16 protein-coding genes and 1 pseudogene are annotated in these 19,574 nt (G+C 71.2%); 6 read left to right on the plus strand and 11 right to left on the minus strand.

Annotation, left to right across the window (positions count from 1 at the left end):
• Positions 1–89: 89 nt before the first annotated feature.
• Positions 90–827 carry a lysophospholipid acyltransferase family protein gene (locus tag AC1DWC_RS22460; protein ID WP_477911597.1) on the plus strand — a complete coding sequence of 246 codons (738 nt, stop codon included), beginning with the start codon at positions 90–92 and terminating at the stop codon, positions 825–827.
• A 5-nt stretch (positions 828–832) separates the two neighbouring features.
• On the opposite strand, the gene AC1DWC_RS22465 is transcribed toward AC1DWC_RS22460, so the two are convergent.
• Positions 833–2,779, minus strand: a complete 1,947-nt coding sequence (locus tag AC1DWC_RS22465; protein WP_477911599.1) for a hypothetical protein — start codon at positions 2,777–2,779, stop codon at positions 833–835.
• Positions 2,779–4,134 carry a sigma 54-interacting transcriptional regulator gene (locus AC1DWC_RS22470; RefSeq protein WP_477911619.1) on the minus strand — a complete coding sequence of 452 codons (1,356 nt, stop codon included), beginning with the start codon at positions 4,132–4,134 and terminating at the stop codon, positions 2,779–2,781. Before AC1DWC_RS22470 ends, AC1DWC_RS22465 begins: the two co-directional genes overlap by 1 nt.
• A gap of 260 nt (positions 4,135–4,394) precedes the next feature.
• Between AC1DWC_RS22470 and AC1DWC_RS22475 the strand changes: the two genes are divergently transcribed.
• The 3 genes from AC1DWC_RS22475 to AC1DWC_RS22485 are packed head-to-tail and all read left to right on the plus strand — an operon-like array spanning position 4,395 to position 6,953.
• On the plus strand, positions 4,395–4,673 hold the full coding sequence (locus AC1DWC_RS22475; protein WP_477911601.1) for a DUF3311 domain-containing protein: 279 nt from the start codon (positions 4,395–4,397) through the stop codon (positions 4,671–4,673).
• The gene (mctP, locus tag AC1DWC_RS22480; RefSeq protein ID WP_477911603.1) at positions 4,670–6,349 is read left to right on the plus strand and encodes a monocarboxylate uptake permease MctP; all 1,680 of its coding nucleotides are present in this window, start codon (positions 4,670–4,672) and stop codon (positions 6,347–6,349) included. The genes AC1DWC_RS22475 and mctP overlap by 4 nt, the downstream gene beginning before the upstream one ends.
• A gap of 31 nt (positions 6,350–6,380) precedes the next feature.
• Complete coding sequence (locus AC1DWC_RS22485) at positions 6,381–6,953, plus strand: DUF4126 domain-containing protein (protein ID WP_477911605.1); 573 nt, start codon at positions 6,381–6,383, stop codon at positions 6,951–6,953.
• A gap of 27 nt (positions 6,954–6,980) precedes the next feature.
• Here the strand turns inward: AC1DWC_RS22485 and AC1DWC_RS22490 are convergent, their stop codons facing one another.
• Entirely contained in the window at positions 6,981–7,850 is an 870-nt protein-coding gene (locus AC1DWC_RS22490; RefSeq protein ID WP_477911607.1) for an alpha/beta hydrolase family protein, read from the minus strand.
• 219 nt (positions 7,851–8,069) lie between these two features.
• Positions 8,070–9,266 carry a PucR family transcriptional regulator gene (locus tag AC1DWC_RS22495; protein WP_477911609.1) on the minus strand — a complete coding sequence of 399 codons (1,197 nt, stop codon included), beginning with the start codon at positions 9,264–9,266 and terminating at the stop codon, positions 8,070–8,072.
• 121 nt (positions 9,267–9,387) lie between these two features.
• On the opposite strand from AC1DWC_RS22495, the gene AC1DWC_RS22500 reads away from it, so the two are divergent.
• A complete protein-coding gene (locus AC1DWC_RS22500) occupies positions 9,388–10,353 on the plus strand; it encodes an alpha/beta hydrolase family protein (RefSeq protein ID WP_477911611.1) in 966 nt (321 codons plus the stop codon).
• Positions 10,354–11,194: 841 nt separating this feature from the next.
• Positions 11,195–11,386: a hypothetical protein gene (locus AC1DWC_RS22505; RefSeq protein WP_072842875.1), complete on the plus strand. Its 192-nt coding sequence runs from the start codon at positions 11,195–11,197 to the stop codon at positions 11,384–11,386.
• 101 nt (positions 11,387–11,487) lie between these two features.
• On the opposite strand, the gene purH is transcribed toward AC1DWC_RS22505, so the two are convergent.
• The 7 genes and pseudogenes from purH to AC1DWC_RS22540 form a co-directional block, all read right to left on the minus strand.
• A complete protein-coding gene (gene purH / locus AC1DWC_RS22510; protein ID WP_477836922.1) occupies positions 11,488–13,047 on the minus strand; it encodes a bifunctional phosphoribosylaminoimidazolecarboxamide formyltransferase/IMP cyclohydrolase in 1,560 nt (519 codons plus the stop codon).
• Positions 13,044–13,685 carry a phosphoribosylglycinamide formyltransferase gene (purN, locus tag AC1DWC_RS22515; RefSeq protein ID WP_477911621.1) on the minus strand — a complete coding sequence of 214 codons (642 nt, stop codon included), beginning with the start codon at positions 13,683–13,685 and terminating at the stop codon, positions 13,044–13,046. The genes purH and purN overlap by 4 nt, the downstream gene beginning before the upstream one ends.
• A 54-nt stretch (positions 13,686–13,739) precedes the next feature.
• Positions 13,740–15,230 carry a cell division protein PerM gene (locus AC1DWC_RS22520; protein ID WP_477911613.1) on the minus strand — a complete coding sequence of 497 codons (1,491 nt, stop codon included), beginning with the start codon at positions 15,228–15,230 and terminating at the stop codon, positions 13,740–13,742.
• Between the two features lie 111 nt (positions 15,231–15,341).
• Entirely contained in the window at positions 15,342–16,256 is a 915-nt protein-coding gene (locus AC1DWC_RS22525; RefSeq protein WP_477911615.1) for a DUF5336 domain-containing protein, read from the minus strand.
• Positions 16,257–16,432: 176 nt separating this feature from the next.
• The gene (gene sucD, locus AC1DWC_RS22530; RefSeq protein WP_072842880.1) at positions 16,433–17,341 is read right to left on the minus strand and encodes a succinate--CoA ligase subunit alpha; all 909 of its coding nucleotides are present in this window, start codon (positions 17,339–17,341) and stop codon (positions 16,433–16,435) included.
• A gap of 15 nt (positions 17,342–17,356) precedes the next feature.
• Positions 17,357–18,526 (minus strand): ADP-forming succinate--CoA ligase subunit beta, encoded by a 1,170-nt coding sequence (sucC, locus tag AC1DWC_RS22535; protein ID WP_477836928.1) that lies wholly within the window; start codon positions 18,524–18,526, stop codon positions 17,357–17,359.
• A 145-nt stretch (positions 18,527–18,671) separates the two neighbouring features.
• Positions 18,672–19,574, minus strand: a pseudogene (locus tag AC1DWC_RS22540) (hypothetical protein); the annotation flags it as partial.

Here is a 19,574-nt window from a genome sequence, read left to right on the forward strand (position 1 = left end):
TAAGCCGTAACCCACGAAGCCGTAACTTACGTAGCCGTAGGTTACGGTACCGTAGGTCCGGCAGATCGACGGCACGAAATGGGGACGACATGCTCAGGCCCGACGTTTCACTCGACGACCAGCAGGGCGTCTACGACTTCTACCTGGACCATCAGCAGAATCTGCTGCTCGCAAGGCTGGCCTATGCGGCACTCAGCGCCCGGTACCGCCCGCGGGTCAGCTTCGCCCCCGGGGCGGAGGAGTCGATCCGGGCACTGCTCTCCGACGGCACCAGCCTGATCATCGCGGCCAACCATCTCACCGACAGCGACCAGTACATCCTGGCGGCGACCGCCTGGCAGACCCCGCTGCGGTCCGTGATCGGCCGGACCCGGGTGCTGGCGAAGGACGAACTGTTCCGGGAGCCGAAGCTGCGCAAGCGCATCGACATGATGGGCGGCATCCCCGTCTTCCGGAGCAAGAACCACGGGCTGCGCGCGGTCTCCGACGCGGGCCGACGCATGATGGAGATCTCCGCCGAACGGGTCCGCCGCGGTGACAGCCTGGCGATCTTCCCGGAGGGCACCTGCAACATGGAGGATCCCGCCCGCGTCCAGCACGTCAACAGCGGGATCGGACACATCGCCTCGCGGGCGGGGAAGCTCGGCGCGACGCCGGCGCTCCTGCATCTGGGCATCAGCTACGGACCCGCCACCGCAACCGTGAAGTCCGCGAGCGTCCACGTCGGGCACCCGGTGACCGAGATCCCGGCCAAGCCGATGGAGATCGCCCGGACCGTCCAGCGGCACCTGCAGGAAACGGTGGACGAGGCCCGGCGGCGGTACTGACTCCCCTACCTGCGCCGCAGTCGCATGTAGTCGCTGACGACCGCCGCACCGAGACCGTCCAGGTCCGGCGCGACCACCCGGCCGCCGACGCGGTGCGCCATCCGGTCCACCACCCGGGCCAGGCCGGGGTCGTCACCGAGCCGGAAGATCGTCACCTGGGCGCCGAGCCGGGCCACGTTGTCGAGTTCGCGGACGGTCAGGCCCAGCGTCTTGGGGTGCGGCGGGTAGTCGAAGAACGCGTGGCCGTCCGGCTCGAGGTGCGCGGTCGGCTCCCCGTCGGTGACGATCAGCACCACCGGCTGGGCGTTCGGGTTGCGACGCAGGTGCCGGCCGGCAAGCAGCAGCGCGTGATGCAGGTTGGTGCCCTGGTCCCACGCCCCGTCCAGGCCGGCCAACTCGGACGGGGTGAGCTGGCGGGCGAGGCGCCCGAACCCGATCAGCTGCAGGTCGTCGCCGCGGAACCGGGTGGTGATCAGGTGGTTGAGGGCCAGGGCGGTGCGCTTCATCGGCACCCACCGGCCGTCCATCACCATCGAGAAGGACGTGTCCACGAGCAGCGCGACCGCCGCGTGCACCCGCTGCTCGGTCTCGGCGACCTCCACGTCGGACACCTGCAGGCGGACGGGCAGCCGGGGCCGCCCCGACGCCGACTCGCGCAGCACGGCATTGGTGACGGTCCTGGTGACGTCCCACGGCTCGGTGTCCCCGAACTCCCACTCCCGGCTCGCCCCCGTCGGTTCCCCCGTCGCGCCGGCCCGTTGGGTGTCACGCTCGCCGCGGCGGCCCGAGAGGCGCCCGGCGACGTCACGCAACGCCGACTGCCCCAGCTGCCGCATCGCCTTCGGGGACAGCCGCCACTGGCCGTCGGCGCCGCGGTCGAGGAAGCCCTGCTGCTGCAGGGCCCGTTCGAGGTCGGCGAGGGTCCGGGTGTCGGCGGCGGCCTCCTCGCCGAGCTGACGCAGCAACGCCTCGGGGTCGATGTCGTCGAGCTGGGCACCCGCATATTCCTGCGAGAGTTGTTGTGCCAGTTGCTCGAGTTCGGCGATGTCCGCCAGTGCGCCGGTACCCTCACCGAGACCCATGCCGTCGTCCCCACGGAAGCGTTGCCCGCCGCCCCAGTCCTCGCCGGGCCGCGCCGCCCGCAGGTTCGCGTCCAGCCGGTCCAGCTGACCCATCAGACTCGGGCTGCCGAAGGCCTGCTGCGCCAACACATCCAACTCGGCGCGCTGCTCGTCGGTCAGCGAGTTCCGCAGTCGCTGCGCGGCCGCCGCCCGCCGGGCCAGCGAGTCCAGGAGTTCCTCGGTGTTGCGGGGGTTCTCGGGAAAGAAGTCGCCGTGCCGCTTCATGAACTCGTCGAAGTCCTGCTGACTGTCCTCTCCGCGAGAGTGCTTGTCCAGCAGGTCGTTCAGGTCCGAGAGCATCTCGTCGACGCGCCTGCGGTCCTCGTCGGTGGCGTTCTCGAGAGCCTCCTTCATGCCGGCGAAACGCTGGTCGAGCAGCTCCCGGCCCAGCAGGTCCCGGATCCTCTCGTAGTCCGCCTCTGCCTCGGGGCTGCGCCAGGTGTACTCCGACAGCTCGCGGACTGCCTGCGCGGTGGACGGCGACAACTCGTCGAGCTGCAGCTCGGAGAACCTGGCGCCGTCGTCGAGCGCGCGGGCCAGTTCCTGGCGTTCGGCCAGGACCGCGCGGTCGAGCAGCTCGCGCACCTCCGCCAGGGTGCCGCCGAGATTGTTGCGTTCCAACAACTCCCGCCGACGCCGATGCGCCTGCGCGGCGAGCTCGTCGAGGCCACGCATGTTCTTGCTGCCGCGGCGCAGCAGTTCGCGCAGCGCCCGGCGCGGGGACGACCCCTCCAGCACGTCGTTGCCGATCGCGTCCAGCGCCTCGCGCAGGTCCACCGGCGGCGCCAGCGGATCCGGGCCGCCGTGGTACGGGCCGTAACGCTGGTTCATCAGCTGTACACCAGCTGCCCGTCGTCGTCCGGGTCCTTGGCGATCCGCCGCGCCAGGTACAGGCCCTCGAGGGCCAGTTCCACGGCGGCCGCCCGGGCGCCGGCGGTCTGCGCGCCGAGCCGGGCGGCCAGCTGGTCGAACACCTCGAGCTCGGGCAGCTCGCCGAGCAGGTCCTTGGCGGTGACCCGGGCGCCGGTGACCACCGGGCCGCCCGACTCCACTGCCGCCACCAACGGGCCGAGGTCCAGGCCGCCGAGCCGCTCGCGCACCGTGTCCGCGGTGGCCCGGCGCAACAGGTGCTCGAGCACCTCGAGCTCGCGACCCTCCTCCCCCGACTCGAACTCGATCTTGCCGCGCAGCACCTCGATCAGGGTGCCCAGGTCCACCGGTCGCGCGGTCGGGTCGGCCTCGCCGAGCACCGCCCCCCGGTGCACCGCCGCCGCGCTGACGGTCTCCGCCGCGGCCACCGCGAACCGCGCCGACACCCCGGACCGCTGGTCCACCGACGGCGACTCCCGCAGCAGCCGGGTGAAGCGCGCAAGGATCTCGAGCAGGTGCCCGGGGACCTCCGCCCGCAACTGGGCCTCCTGCCCGACGACCGCGATCTCGTCGTCGAGTGCGTTCGGGTAGTGGGTGCGGATCTCGGCACCGAAGCGGTCCTTGAGCGGGGTGATGATCCGCCCGCGGTTCGTGTAGTCCTCGGGATTCGCGCTCGCCACCAGCAGCACGTCCAGCGGCAGCCGCAGCGTGTATCCGCGGACCTGGATGTCGCGTTCCTCCATCACGTTCAGCAGCGACACCTGGATCCGCTCGGCCAGGTCGGGCAGCTCGTTGACCGCGACGATGCCGCGATGCGCGCGCGGCACCAGTCCGAAGTGGATGGTCTCGGGGTCGCCGAGGCTGCGGCCCTCCGCGACCTTCACCGGGTCGACGTCGCCGACCAGGTCCGCCACCGACGTGTCCGGGGTGGCGAGCTTCTCCGAGTACCGCTCGTCGCGATGCCGCCACCCGACCGGCAGCTCGTCGCCCATCTCGGCAGCTCGCCGGATCGACGCAGGGGTGATCGGCTCGTACGGGTGCTCGCCGAGCTCGGAGCCGGCGATCACCGGCGTCCACTCGTCGAGCAGCAGCGGCAGCGTCCGCAGCAGCCGGGTCTTGCCCTGCCCGCGTTCGCCGAGCAGCACGACGTCGTGGCCGGCGATCAGCGCCCGTTCCAGCTGCGGCAGGACCGTGTCACCGAAGCCGACGATCCCGGGCCAGGGGTCGCGGCCGTCGCGCAGCGCCGCCAGCAGGTTCTCCCGGATCTCGTCCTTGACCGGGCGGGTGACGTGTCCCGACGCGCGCAGCTCACCCAGGGTGCGCGGGGCGGGCGGCGACGTCGGCGCGTCGGCGTTCGTGGTGCGAGAAGCGGGGCTCGAGGCAGTCACCCCACTCACGCTACGAGCGTTCGCCGGATTCGGCACTGACAATCCCCGTACCGGGACGAGACGTCGCGTTTCGGCGCGTCCTGCGCGACCCTTCCGTGACCGTCGTTGCCCGATGCGGCCCCGCGATCCGGAGTAACTTCCCGCATGTGCGGGCCATGCCACGCCCGCGTCCGAGTGGGGAGAACGCCGTGACCGACGAACCCGACGACAACACCGCGCCCCCGGCCGACAAGGCGCTGCTGGCCGTGGCCGCCGTCCTGCTCGCGCTGCCCCTCGTCGCGATCCTGTGGGTGCCGTTCTACGCCCGCAAGGATCCCGAACTGGGCGGCGTGCCGTTCTTCTTCTGGTACCAGTTCGTCTGGGTGTTCCTCTGCGCGGCCGCGACCTGGGCCGCGTACCGGCTGGTGCTCAAGGCCCGGCCGCACCGGCCGATGCGCGGGTCCGCCGACCACGGCGACGCCCGGTGAGCACGCTGACCGTGCTCGCCGACGCGGACAACAAGACCGGCGTCGACACGGTGGCCCTGGCCGTGCTGATCGCACTGTTCGCCCTGGTGACGGTCCTGGGGTTCCTGGCCTCGCGGTGGCGCCGGGCGTCAAACCTGCAGAGCCTCGACGAGTGGGGCCTGGGCGGGCGCAGCTTCGGCACCTGGGTGACGTGGTTCCTGATCGGCGGCGACATCTACACCGCCTACACGTTCATCGCGGTGCCGGCCGCCATGTTCGCGCTCGGTTCGGTCAGCGGCTTCTTCGCGATCCCGTACACGATCATCCTGTACCCGATCATCTTCGTGTTCATGTCCCGGCTGTGGTCGGTGAGCCACCGGCACGGCTACGTCACCACGGCGGACTTCATCGGCGGCCGGTACGGCTCCAAGGGGCTCTCGCTGGCGATCGCGCTCACCGGCATCCTCGCGACCATGCCGTACATCGCCCTGCAACTCGTCGGCATCCAGGCGGTGCTGGAGGTGATCGGCATCGGCGGCTCGGACAACGTGATCGCCCGCGACCTGCCGCTGCTGATCGCCTTCGCCGTGCTGGCCGCGTACACCTACTCGTCGGGGCTTCGGGCGCCCGCGATCATCGCCTTCGTCAAGGACACCCTGATCTACCTGGTGATCATCGTCGCGGTGATCTACCTGCCGTCCCGGTACGGCGGGTGGGCGCACATCTTCGACGCCGCCGAGACCAAGATGTCGACCCCGAACCCCACGACGGGCAAGCCGATCGGGTCGTTCATCCCGAACAGCCAGCAGTACTGGGCGTACGCCACGCTCGCACTCGGGTCCGCGCTGGCGCTGTTCATGTACCCGCACTCGGTCACCGCGACCCTGTCGTCGAAGTCGCGCAACACGATCCGGCGCAACGCCACCATCCTGCCCGCCTACAGCTTCCTGCTCGGCCTGCTCGCACTGCTCGGCTGGGTCGCCATCGCCGCCGGCACCAAACCGGTCGGCCTGGACGGGAAACCCAACGCCCAGTTGGTGATCCCGCAGCTGTTCGAGGACTCCTTCCCGTCCTGGTTCGCGGGCGTCGCGTTCTCGGCGATCGCGATCGGCGCCCTGGTCCCGGCGGCGATCATGTCGATCGCGGCGGCAAACCTGTTCACCCGCAACGTGTACCGCGAGTGGTTCCGGCCGTCGGCGACGCCGCCGCAGGAGGCGAAGGTCAGCAAGGTCGTCTCGCTGTTCGTGAAGTTCGTGGCACTGATTTTCGTGCTGACGATGGACAAGCAGAACGCCATCAACTTCCAGCTGCTCGGCGGCATCTGGATCCTGCAGACCTTCCCCGCCATCGTGTTCGGGCTCTACACCCGCTGGTTCCACCGGTGGGCGCTGCTGGCCGGCTGGGCGGTCGGGATGGTCTACGGCTCGGTGGCCGCCTACAACGTGTCCTCGCCCACCGCCGCGCACTTCGCCGGCTCGGTGGCCTCGATCCCCGGCATCGCGCAGATGGGCTACATCGCGCTCACCGCATTCGTGGTGAACATCGTCGTCGCGGCGGCGGGGACCCTGGCGCTGCGGGCGGCCAAGGCGCCGTACGGGGTGGACACCACCATCAAGGGCGACTACTTCGCGGACACCGGCGACCCGAAGGTCCGGCCGTTGCCCGCCACGCCGGCCGAGGCCTCGCCGAGTCCCTGACCGACGCCGCACCGGCCCCTACACTCTGCCCATGGAGACCTGGCTGCTGCCCACGGTGCTCGGACTCGGCCTGGCGGCGGCCACCGGTCTGCGCACCTTCCTGCCGCTGCTGATGCTCAGTGCGGCAGTACACTTCGGGCTGTTCGGCATCACACTCGGCGAGTCGTTCGCCTGGGTCGGGTCGACGGGCGCACTGGTCGCGCTGACCGTCGCGACCGCCGTCGAACTGGTCGCCGACCTGATCCCGGTGGTGGACAACGCCCTCGGCGTGTTCGGCACCTTCACCCGGCCGATCGCCGCGGCCATCGCCGCGGGCGCGGTGTTCACCGACCTCGGACCCACCGGCGCGGTGATCGCCGGCATCATCGTCGGTGCGCCGACCGCCTTGGCATTCAGCGCCGCCCAGACCGGGACCCGGGCGGCGAGCACGGCCGGCACCGCGGGGCTGGCGAACCCGGTGATCTCGGTGGTCGAGGACGCCCTGTCCTTCGTCCTGGTCCTGGTCGCCTTCCTGCTGCCCCTGCTGATCCCGGTGCTGCTGGCCTTCCTGCTGTGGTTCGCGTGGAAGGGCATGCGCCGGGTGCAGGCGCTGCGGCGCGCGTAGGTCGCGCCGCCGTCGCCCCTGCGCCCGTCAGCCCGGGATCTGCGCGGCCAGGCCGTTGCGGCGGAAGTCGGAGAACTGGCTGCTGTCCGAGCAGAAACCACAGTTCTGGCCGAAGAACTCGGCGCGCGCGTTCTGGTCGTCCATCAGCCAGTACCGCAGCCACGCCGTCGACGGGGCCCGCATGTCGCCGCCGGAGATCCCGGTGCCGAAGTGGGTGGCGCCGCGCAGTTCCGCATACTCGGCGGGAACGTGGTCGGCGTCGTTGTACATGCCCTTCACCAGGATCGGCCACACGATCGCGTCGAACTGGCCGGCCAGGTACAGGACCGGTTCGTCGATCAGGTCGACGTCGTTGAGCGGTCCCGGCTGGATCGCGACCACCGTGTCCACCCGGGGGTCGACGGCAGCGTTGACGGCCGCGGAACCGCCCTGAGAATGACCGGCGGACCCGATCCGGTCCAGGTCGACCTTGCCGAAGAAGACGCTGGACGGGTCGGCGTTGAGCTGCTCGGCGAGGTCGATGCCGCCGCGCATGGTGATCGCGAAGTTGGTCATGGGCGTGTTGGCGGCGACCACGATGAAGCCGTGGCTGGCGTAGTGGCGCAGCAGCACGGTGTAGGCACCCGGCACCACGCCGGTGCCGTTGCCCCAGATGACCACGGGGTGCTTCTCGCCGTGCGATCCCATGTTCTGCGGGTAGTACAGGGTGTGGACCAGGCCGACGCTCACCTCCGGGGTGTACGGCCCGGCAGCGCCCCAGTTCCGGCCGACGCCCGGGATGCCCTCCGCCTGAGCCGGGGTGGCGACGGCCGTCATGGCCAGCGCCGCAACCGTGGTCGCCATCGCGGCGGCGAGGATCCTACGGACGAGGGCGGTGCGGGTGTCGTATCTGCGCATACGCGAACATCTTCCCTTCGGCGGTCGCCTTCGACAGGCGAGGGTGGCAACCGGGTCAGCCGGTTTCGGTGGCGCTGACGCGGACCTGCCTGTCCGGCAGGTGAGGTGAAAGGTATTCCCCGCACCGCCGCCGCACAGCGGAAGACCGAACTGGGACGAACCTTGTGCCCGAGCACAATCCGGCGGTGCCGACACTGGCCCGCATGCCCAGGATCGGCGCTACCGGCGGGCGGCCTCGACGGCCAGCGCCAGCTCCACCATCTGCCGAGGATCACCGATGGAGCGGCCGGTGAGTTCCTCGATCCGACGCAGACGATTGAGGACCGTGTTGCGATGACAGAACAGTGCGCCCGCCGCGACCTGCGCCGAGCCTCCCGCGTCGAACCAGGCGGTGAGGGTTGCGAGCATCAGCTCCCGTTCGGCCCGCGGCAACCGGAGCACCGGGCCCAGGACGACCGTCCGGAGGCGCTCGGCGAGGTCCGACTGGGCCGCCACCAGCGCGGCGGGCAACCGCTGGTCGAGCACCACCACCTCGTCGCCCGCGGCCACACAGGTCTGCAACGCGATCTCCGCCAGCCAACGCGCCCTGACCAATTCGGCTGGCGAGCCGACCACCGGGCTCACGCCGGCCCGCACCCCGGGCACCCCGAGCGCCCGGACCGCGTCGCCGAGATCGCCCGAGCCGAGCGTGATCAGGCCGACCTCGTGGTCGGCGCGGATCCGCCACATCACCTGGAAGCCGTCCGTCCGCGGGCCTGCGTGTGCGGATCCCACCCCGCGTCCGTCCGACCGCACGACGGCCACCGCGTAGCGTCCGCGGTCGGCCAGGCCGAGGAAAGCCGACGCCTCCGCGACCAGGCCCGCGCCGCCGCCGGCCGGCAGGTCGGCACCCGGACCGCCGAGGAGGACGTCGAACAACGCGTTGCGGCGCTCGATGTCGCGGGCCAACCGCTCCGACTCCGTCTTCTGGTAGGCGTCGGCGACCGCCCCGGTCATCAGGTCCACGATGTCCCAGAGGTCACCGACGCACGGCAGCAACTCGGGCAGCGAGTCCGGTTCCTCCTGCCGCACCGTCTCGACCATGGCCTGCCACAGCAGCCGGCAACCGCGGCGATAGGCGTGCTGCAGCGAGGCGAGCGGCAGCCCCTGCTCGGCGCGGACCCGTCCGGTCCGGGCGGCGTCGGAGAGGTCCACCGGCCGGTCCGCCGACCGCGCGCGCATCGAGGCCGTCGCGTGCCGCAGGTTGTGCAGGATCGTCTCCCGCAGTTCCGCGGGTTCGATCAGTGCCGCGTAGGCCGCATCCTCGGCCAAGATCTCCTCGGCCAGACCGCCCGCGATCGCGGGCAGCCGACGGGCGAGGGACTTGTCCACGGCGGTGAGAATGTGCGCTGCCGTGTCCCGGACGACCACCACCACGCCGCCTCTCCTCGCCCGACCGTGCCCGCACCACGGGGAAATGGCGCGAGCAGCAGAATAGCCCGGCGGACAGTCCGTGCGGGTCGTTCCGCGGCCGAGCCGTCCTGACAGACTGGTCACCATGGCCGACACCGAGATCACCTTCACCAGCGGCGACGTCACCCTGCACGGCAGCTTCCTCCTGCCCGACGCGGTGACGGGACCGGTCCCCGCAGCGTTGCTGCTTGCCGGCAGCGGCCCGACCGACCGCAACGGCGACAGCGCGCTGCTGCCCGGCGACATCGGTACCCTGCGCTTCCTCGCCGAGACCCTGGCCGGGGCCGGCATCGCGAGCCTGCGCTACGACAAGCTCGGCAGCGGCGAGACCGGGCTCGGCCCGTACGAGGTCGAGGATGTCGCCGGGCTCGGCTTCTCAACCTTCGTCGACGCGGCCGCGAACGGCCTCGATTACCTTGCGGCGCAACCGAACATCGACGCCGACCGCCTGCTGGTGATCGGACACAGCGAGGGCGCGCTGGTCGGCCTCGCGCTGGCCGTGGCCGACGACGCCCCCGCCGTCGCCGGCCTCGGTCTGCTCGAACCGCTCGCGGTCCGGCTGCTCGACCTGCTGACCCGGCAGATCAACGACCAGGTGGACGCCGCCGCCGGCGCGGGCGCCCTCCCGCTGGAACTGGCCGACGAACTGCGCACCGCGCTGACCGAGGCGGTGGAGTCGCTGCGCACCGACGGCACCCTGCCCGACGACCTGCCCGAGCCGCTGCGGATGGCCGGCTTCGTCCCGGTCAACGCCAAGGCCCTCGCCGAGGAGGACGCCCTCGACCCCCGCGAGCTGGCGGCCGCGCTGCCCGCCGGGCTGCCGGTGCTGACCAGTTGCTCGGCACGCGACACCCAGGTCTCGGACGCCGACGTGGACGCGCTGGAAGCGGCACTGGCCGGGACGGCGCTGACGTCGGTGCGGATGACGACGGCGAACCACGTGCTCAAGGAGATCGGCGAGCGCGACTCCACCGGCGCCGACTACATCGAGGACCTGCCGTTCTCGGCCGAGTTCGCGGCCGGGTTCAAGGACTGGATCGCCCGCTTCTAGTTCCGCGCCGCCGTCCGCCGAGTGTGCACTCGGGGGCACCTCCCTGCACGAAGTGGTTGGGGGACTGTCCGTGCGCACTCGGCCGACGCACCCGCAAGTGCACTCTCGGCGGGCTGTGGACAAACGCCGAAGTTGTCCACAATTGCGGAACCTGTCCGCCGACCGGGTGAGCCGTCCGCCAGCCTCGAGGGATGGGGGAATTCGATGAACTGTCTCTGGGAAGTGTCGCCGTCGCGACGGGCGCACTGACCGATCGCCAGTTGCGCCCCGACCACACCCGGCTGCATCGAGATGTCCACATCGCCAAGGGAATTGGCCTCGGCGCCCTGATCCGGGCGCGGGCCGCCGAGACGCTCGACGCGCTGCTCGTCGAGTACGACGGTGACGGCCACTGGACTCGGGCGGAGCCTCGGAGATCTCGAGGCCGGCGCATCCCTGTGAACAGCGCCGAGTGCGCACCCTCCGGTGACCCGCCTCGGCCGGCGCGCCCGCATCTGCACACCCGGCCGCCGCGCCGCGGGCCGATACCGAAGTGCGGATGTCGTCACCGTGCTGTAGCGTTCTCGCCTAACCACCGATGCCTAGAGGAAAGGGACGGCCCACAGTGAAGCAGATTGCGCATTCTTGCGTTGCACATTTCTACGTTGCACGCAGCGGCGCCGTACCCATGTGGCTCTGCCACTCCCAGGCAATGCGTGGACCCCGAGAACACTCCTGACGTAACGGAACTGTTCTCGGCACCCGGGCAATCGCCCCGGGTGCCGTTCTTCTAGCTACCCCAAACTTCTCGAGATCGTCGCTACCGAAAGCACTCTCGAAACTGCACAACAAGGAGATCCACATGAAGCTTCGTATCCACACCCTGGCCGCGGTCCCGCCGCTGGCCGACCTGCCCGCCGACCTCTCCGGCCAGGTCATCACCCTCGACCTGTCGCACACCGACACCCACCAGCGGGCCGCGGCCACCGACCTGGCCCGCGAACTGCTCGACCGCGGCGCCGCCCGCATCGTGATCTCCGGGTCGGCCGCCTGACCTCAGCCCGCGCGAGTGTGCACCTACCCGACACCGAGAGGTGCGCACTCGACGGAATCGAGCGCGCACCTCTCGGCGAACGAGTTGGGCTGACGGTCAGGTCAGTGGGCGAAGTGCCGGGCCCCGGTCAGGTACATCGTGACGCCGGCCTCGCGGGCGGCCTCGATGACCTCGTTGTCACGAACCGAACCACCCGGCTGCACGACCGCCTTGACGCCCGCGGTCGCGAGCACCTGGAAGCCGTCCGGGAACGGGAAGAACGCGTCCGAGGCGCCCACCGAACCGGCGACCCGGTCCCCCGCGCGCTGCACGGCCAGGTGCGCCGAGTCGACACGGTTGACCTGGCCCATGCCGACGCCCACCGAGGCGCCGTCGTGGGCGAGCAGGATCGCGTTGGACTTCACGGCACGGCATGCGCGCCAAGCGAATTCGAGATCCTTCAGGGTTGCGGCGTCGGCCGCGTCACCGGTGACGAGGGTCCAGTTGGCCGAGTCGTCGCCCTCGGCGTCGAGCACGTCACGCTCCTGCAGCAGCGCGCCGCCGGAGATCGGGCGCAGCTCCACGCCGGTCGCGTTCGGAACCGCGGCCTCGAGCACCCGCACGTTCTTCTTGCGGGCCAGCACCTCGACGGCGCCGGGGGCGTAGGACGGCGCGATGACAACCTCGGTGAAGATGTCGGCGACCTGCTCGGCCATCTCCACGGTCACCTCGCGGTTCGCCGCGATGACGCCACCGAACGCGCTGACCGGATCGCAGGCGTGCGCCTTGCGGTGCGCCTCGGCGATGTCGGCGCCGACGGCGATGCCACAGGGGTTGGCGTGCTTGATGATCGCGACCGCGGGCTCGGCGTGGTCGAAGGCGGCGCGCCAGGCGGCGTCACCGTCGGTGTAGTTGTTGTACGACATCTCCTTGCCGTGCAACTGCTTCGCCTGCGCGAGTCCCGCGGCGGCCGCCGGGTCCTCGTACAGCGCTGCGGCCTGGTGCGGGTTCTCGCCGTAACGCAGGACCGCGGTGCGGTTCCAGCTCGCGCCGGCCCACTCCGGGAACTGGGTGTCGGAGTCGGACGCGACGAGGGTCGAGGTCATCCAGCTGGCGACCGCGACGTCGTAGGACGCTGTGTGCTGGAACGCCTGCGCCGCAAGGGCGGTGCGCTCCTGCAGGGTGAATCCGCCGGCCGCGACCGCGGCGAGGACGTCCTCGTAGCGGGCCGGGTCGACGACGACGCCCACCGAGGGGTGGTTCTTCGCGGCGGCGCGCACCATCGACGGTCCGCCGATGTCGATCTGCTCGACGCACTCGTCGGGCGTCGCACCGGACGCGACGGTCGCGGTGAACGGGTAGAGGTTCACCACCACCAGCTGGAAGGCCTCGATGCCGAGGTCCGCGAGCTGCGCGAGGTGGTCTTCCTTGCGGGTGTCGGCGAGGATGCCGGCGTGCACGCGCGGGTGCAGGGTCTTGACCCGCCCCTCGAGGCACTCGGGGAATCCGGTGAGCGACTCGACCGGCGTGACGGGGATTCCCGCGTCGGCGATCTTCGCCGCGGTGGAGCCGGTCGAGACCAGTTCGACCCCGGCCTGGTGCAGCCCGGTGGCCAGTTCAACGAGGCCCGTCTTGTCGTAGACGCTGACAAGTGCGCGGCGCACAGCCTTACGTTCGGTCACTTCGGGATCACGGCCTTTCGTCCATCGGAAATAACACCTCGGGTGGCGACCGCGGCGAGCACCTCGACCAGCAGCCGGCGTTCCACAGTCTTGATTCGCTCGTGCAGCGAGGCCTCGTCGTCGTCGTCGAGGACCGGCACCGCTTCCTGCGCCAGCACGGGTCCGGTGTCGACGCCGGCGTCGACCAGGTGCACGGTCGACCCGGTGACCTTCACCCCGTACGCCAGGGCGTCGGGCACCGCGTGCGCGCCGGGGAACGACGGCAGCAGCGCGGGGTGGGTGTTGACGATCCGGCCACCGAAGCGAGCGAGGAACTCGGGCCCGAGGATCTTCATGAACCCGGCGGAGACGATCAGGTCCGGGGCATGGGCCTCTACGGCCTCGGTGAGCGCGCGGTCCCAGTCGGCACGGTCGGCGTGCTCGCGCAGCGCGATGCGGAAGTCGGCGATGCCGGCGGCGCGCGCGTGGAGCGCGGCGTCACAGTCCCGGTCGACGCCGACGGCCACGATGCGGGCTGGGTAGTCGTCGACCGCGGCCGCGATCAGCGACTGCAGCAGGCTTCCGGTACCGGAAGCGAGGACCACGACCCGGGCCGGCGTGGAAGCGCCGGGCCGGAAGTACTCACGCGAGGCTGTCAGCGCTCTACTCCTGTGTGCGGACCATCGGCCGGAAGTGACCGGCCGCAGTGAATGCTAGTCGCTGCCCGGCCGGGCACCTCCGGGCAGGTCCTGCTCATCCTCGGGCGCCGTGACCTGCGCCACCTCGACGACCTCACCCTCGAGCACCTCACCGTCGAACAGCTCGGCCTCGACCACCTCCGCCTCGACCACGGTGGCGGCGGGGACGGACTTCGCCGCGGACTCGGCCGCCACCGGCTCGCCGACCACCTCGGCCTCGATCACGGTGCCGGACGCCACCGGCGTCTCGGCCACCGGCAGCGCGATCGGCTCGGGGGCCGGCCGTGCAGGCGCGGTTTTCGGCTGCGTCGCGGCCGGTTCCGGCCTGCGCCCGCGCAGCCGCGACAGCGCCGCGACCGCCCCGCCCAGCAGTCCGAGCCAGGCGAACACGAGGCCGACGAAGGCCGGCAGGTCCACCCCGACCGTCCCGAAGGAGCCGAGGTCGCCGCCCCCTGCGAAGGCGAGCAGTCCCAGCCCGGTCGCCACCGCCACGGCGGCGACCGTCGCCCGTTGCGCCGCCTCGAGCGACGAGGACACGCCACCCGCGCAGTCGCGGCCGAGCATCACCCCGATCGCCGCGGGGACCGTCAGCAGCGCGAGCGCCGCGCCCCCGCCACCCCCGGCCGGCAGCGCGCCCAGCAACGGCAACGCCGGCACCGGTCCCCCGCTCACCTCCAGCAGGCTGACGGCGGCGGTACCCACGTGCGCGGTCGCACCGACGAGCACCGCGACCGCGCCCACCACGACATTCGGCAGGTACAGGATCGAGAGCACGGTCAGCCCGAGTCCGCCGACGAAGCCGTTGCCCGCCGCGACCAGCGCCCCGACGGTGTCCCAGGACGAGACCAGCGCGACGGCGGTGAGCGCGGCACCGGAGGCGAGCAACGCCATCGCGGCCCGCMGCGCGGGCTGCGCGGCCGCGAACACCCACGCCGGCACCGGCAGCTGTGCGGTCAGCGGGCGCCACAACCGGCTGCCCATCCCGATCCCCGCGGCGGTCAGGTGCACCGCCAGCACCCAGCCGAACGCGGCCAGGACATTCGGCGACGCCAGCGGGATCACCTCGGATGCGTCCTGCACCACGGCCAACGCGATCGCGGTGACCAGCAGGGGCCCGGACAGTGCTGCGCCGAGCACCCACCAGCGTTCGTACGACGGACTGTCCTCGGTGACCGTCCGCGCGCAGGCCTTGGCGCAGGCCCAGACCATCAGCAGGGTCGGCAGCAGCGGCAGCACCCCGAGGGAGACGCCGCTGACGGTCAGCTGGACCTGGTGCACGGCCAGCCAGCTCGCCGCGATCGCGCCGCTGGTCCCGTTCAGCTCACTGTTCGACGCGACCAGCGTGACCAGCACGCAGGTCGCGATGATCACGAGCGCCAGCACGGTCGGCCGGAATGCGACCCCGAGCAGTGCCCGGACCTGTTCCGGGGTGGGGGTCGGCCGGGGTGCGGCCACCCTCCCCCGAGTCTGATTCCGGGCGGTGTCGCGGCTCAGCAAGGAACTCATCTCCTCGAGGGTGGCATCTGGGTCGGTGGCCGTCGGCCAGGCGCGCCGACGCTCCGGCGCCCGACACGACGGCGCCCCCCAGGTTCACCSGGGGGGCGCCCGACGTCGGGGTCAGTCGTCGGTGGGCTTGGTGGCGGCGCCGAACACCTGCGTCGGCGCCGCCGGTGCGCCGCCTGCCGGCTGGTCGGTGTCGGGAGTCTCGGCGGGCTTGTCGGCACCGGACTGCTCGGCGGGCGGGGCCTGCTGCGGCTGTCCGCCGGGCTGCTGCTGGCCGGCGGCCGGCGGGGTGGGCGCGTAGGGGTTGGCCTGCTGGCCGTAGCCCGCACTGTAGGCCTGCGGCGCCTGGGCCTGCGGCTGGCCGTACGCCTGCGGCTGGCCGTAACCCTGCGGCGCCTGCGGCTGGCCGTAACCCTGGGGGGCGTAGCCGCCGGGGTACTGCTGCTGCGGGTATCCGGGCTGCTGCTGGCCGTACGCCTGCGGCTGGCCGTAGCCGGCCGGGTACTGCTGCTCGCCGTAACCCTGCGGCTGCCCGTAGCCCTGCGGGGCGTAGCCGACCGGTCGCGGCGCGGGCGCCTTGAGGAGGCCGAGCGCGAACAGCACCACCGTGACCGCCAGCACCAGCTGCACGAAGCCGAGGACCAGGATGACGATGCCGCCCCAGGCCAGCGACACGCCTTCGGACAGCGAGAACAGGAAGCACAGCGAGACCGCGAAGCCCACCAGCGACGTCGCCGCGGCGAGCGCCTCGTAGGAATGCTCGGGCAGCAGCGACAGGCCGGCGAGCAGCCCGCCGAGCAGCAGCATCGCGAGCCCGACCACCGGGTATCCGCCCTCGAAGGACGTCTGCGACAGGGTGGTGTCCGCGAAGGTGCTGACCTTCGCGAACGGGGCGAATCCGATCAGGAAGATCACGATTCCGAGCACCAGCACGCCGAGGGTCAGCAGGTGCGGCATGCCCTTCGAGCCCAGGCCGCCGGACGGCTGTGCGGGCGGGCCGTAACCCGGCCCGGGTGGGTTGAAACTCATGTCGGCTCCTTGGGGTGTGCGCACGCGGAATCGATTCCCCTTGAACGCTAGCGCATCCGGGCGCGACGCCTCGGTCACCGAGCACGCCGAAGGGCACCCAAGTTCGCGAGACGCGAGTTCGGGTGCCCTTCAGTGGTGTTCAAGCCGCAGGCAGCGCCGGCGGCGGGCAGAGCAGCCTAGGCGGACAGGCTCTGCAGGATCTCGCGCGCGAGGGCGGCGGTGGCGGACGGCGTCTTGCCGACCTTCACGCCGGCGGCCTCGAGGGCCTCCTGCTTGGCCTGCGCGGTGCCCGAGGAGCCGGAGACGATGGCGCCGGCGTGGCCCATGGTCTTGCCCTCGGGAGCCGTGAAGCCCGCGACGTAGCCGACGACCGGCTTGGTCACGTTGGCCTTGATGTAGTCGGCCGCACGCTCCTCGGCGTCACCACCGATCTCACCGATCATCACGATGACCTTGGTGTCGGGGTCGTTCTCGAACGCCTCGATGGCGTCGATGTGCGTGGTGCCGATGACCGGGTCGCCGCCGATGCCGATGGCGGTGGAGAAGCCGAAGTCACGCAGCTCGTACATCATCTGGTAGGTCAGGGTGCCCGACTTGGAGACCAGGCCGATGGGGCCGGTGCCCGCGATGTTGGCGGGCGTGATGCCGACCAGGGCCTCGCCCGGCGTGATGATGCCGGGGCAGTTCGGGCCGATGATGCGGGTCTTCTTGCCCTTGGACTCGTTGTACGCCCATGCGTATGCGGAGTCCTGGACCGGGATGCCCTCGGTGATGACCACGAGGAGCGGGATCTCCGCGTCGATGGCCTCGACGATGGCGTCCTTCGAGAAGGCCGGGGGGACGAACGCGATGGAGACGTCCGCGCCGGTCTCCTTCATTGCCTCTTCGACGGTGGCGAAGACGGGCAGCTCGACGGCGTTGCCGTCCTTGTCGGTGTGCGAGACCGTGGTGCCGGCCTTGCGGGCGTTGACGCCGCCGACGACCTGGGTGCCGGCCTTGAGCATCAGGGCGGTGTGCTTGGTGCCCTCGCCGCCGGTGATGCCCTGGACGATGACCTTGGAGTCCTTGGTGAGGAAGATTGCCATTGTTCTGTGAGTCCCTTACTTCGCTGCGTGAGCGAGCTCGGCGGCCTTGTCGGCGGCCTCGTCCATGGTTGCGACGACCGTCACCAGCGGGTGGTTGGCCTCGGCGAGGATGCGGCGACCCTCTTCGACGTTGTTTCCGTCCAGGCGCACGACGAGCGGCTTGTTGGCCTCGTCACCCAGGGTCTGCAGGGCGCCGACGATGCCGTTGGCGACCGCGTCACAGGCGGTGATGCCGCCGAAGACGTTCACGAACACGCTCTTGACCTGCGCATCGTTCAGGATGACGTCCAGGCCGGCGGCCATGACCGCTGCCGAGGCGCCGCCGCCGATGTCGAGGAAGTTGGCGGGCTTGACGCCGCCGTGGTTCTCACCGGCGTACGCGACGACGTCGAGGGTCGACATGACCAGACCCGCGCCGTTGCCGATGATGCCGACCTCGCCGTCGAGCTTGACGTAGTTGAGGTCGTTCTCCTTGGCCTTGAGCTCGAGGGGATCGGTGGCGTCCCGGTCCTCGAAGGCCTCGTGGCCGGCCTGACGGAACGCGGCGTTCTCGTCCAGGGTGACCTTGCCGTCGAGGGCCAGGATCTGGTCGTCGGGCGTGCGGACGAGGGGGTTGACCTCGACGAGGAGGGCGTCTTCGTTGATGAAGACCTCCCACAGCTTCTGGATGGTGATCGCGGCGGCGTCGAGCACCTCGGCGGGCAGCTTGCCGGCCTCGGCGATCTGACGCGCGAACGCCAGGTCGACACCCTTGACGGCGTCGACGGCGATCTTGGCGAGGGCGTCGGGGTTCTCCTCGGCGGTGACCTCGATCTCGACGCCACCCTCCACCGAGCACATGGCCAGGTAGGTGCGGTTGGTGCGGTCGAGCAGGAAGGAGATGTAGTACTCCTCGGCGATGTCACTGGCCTCGGCGACCAGCAGCTTCTTGACGACGTGACCCTTGATGTCCAGGCCCAGGATTGCCTCGGCGTTGGCCACTGCGGCATCAACGTCGGGCGAGTACTTCACGCCACCGGCCTTGCCGCGGCCGCCGACCTTGACCTGCGCCTTGACCATCACCGGCTTGCCGATTTCCTCGGCAATCTCGCGCGCCCCGGCGACCGTGTCGGTAACACGCCCGGCCGAAGTCGGTACACCGTGCTTGGCGAAGAGTTCCTTCGCCTGGTATTCGAAGAGATCCATCTGCTCACCGTCTCGTCTGCTTGACGCCCGCTCGAGGGGTAAGAGCGGGTCCGTTCGGACTTTATCTAGTTGAATCATTGGTCCAACCGCCGCGTCGGTGGTATGTGGCATATCTCACCAGATCAGCCCCGTGCGCGGCAGCTCACTACCGCCGGGGCCGAACCGCCACGACAGCGGCCGCGCCCAGCAGCACCACACCAAGGATCGCACCCACCGCCCCGAGACCTGCGACCGGCTCGGCTACCCGGGCACTGGTCAGTGGCCAACCGATCAGGTATATGCCCATACCCACTGCCGACCCGACCAGCAGCGAGGCCGCCCGCGCCGGCCGCGACCGGGCCGCCACCCATACCGCGGTCGCGACCACCACGGCGAGCAGCGCCCGTCCCCACAGGTCCCACCCCCACGGCCACTGGGCGACGGAGGCGGGGCCGAAGTCGGTGCCGCGGTAGAGCGGCAGTGCCAACCCGGCGACGGACGCCAGCACCGCGGGCACGCCGATCGCCAGCACCGCCGTCCGCGGCTCGGGGGGCGCAGAGGTGTCGATGCCATCGCGCTCCACCGAACCGGCAATCGCGACCGCGATCCCCGCCACCGTCGCGGCCACGGCGGACAGCCCGAGCACCACGGCGCCGAGCCCCGGGCCGGCGCCGGGCAGGTCCGACGCGACGACCACGGCCTGCAGCGCGGCGGCCACCGCCATCACCTGCGCCGCCCAGAGCACACCGACGGCGGGCCGCACCAGCGCCGCGAACTCCGAGAGCAGCAACCACGCGCCCGCCACCACCAAGGTGGCACCGGCGACCAGGGCGAGCCTGGTGACCAGCAGGCGCGGCTCGGGCACGCCGGCAGGCAACGCGAGCAGCGGCAGCAGCGCGCCGACCACGGCGAGCACCCCGGCCCCCACGGTGACGACGCCCGCGACCGCGTGCCGTCGGTCGAGCCGGGCCCGGGCGGCGCTCTCCGCGGCCTTCCGGCCGAGGACCGGGTCGCCGGATCGCCGCGCCGGTCCCGAGAGCAGCCGGTCCAGGCCGCGCCGGGCCCGCGC

Source organism: Rhodococcus sp. P4_C10 (genome assembly GCF_056402135.1).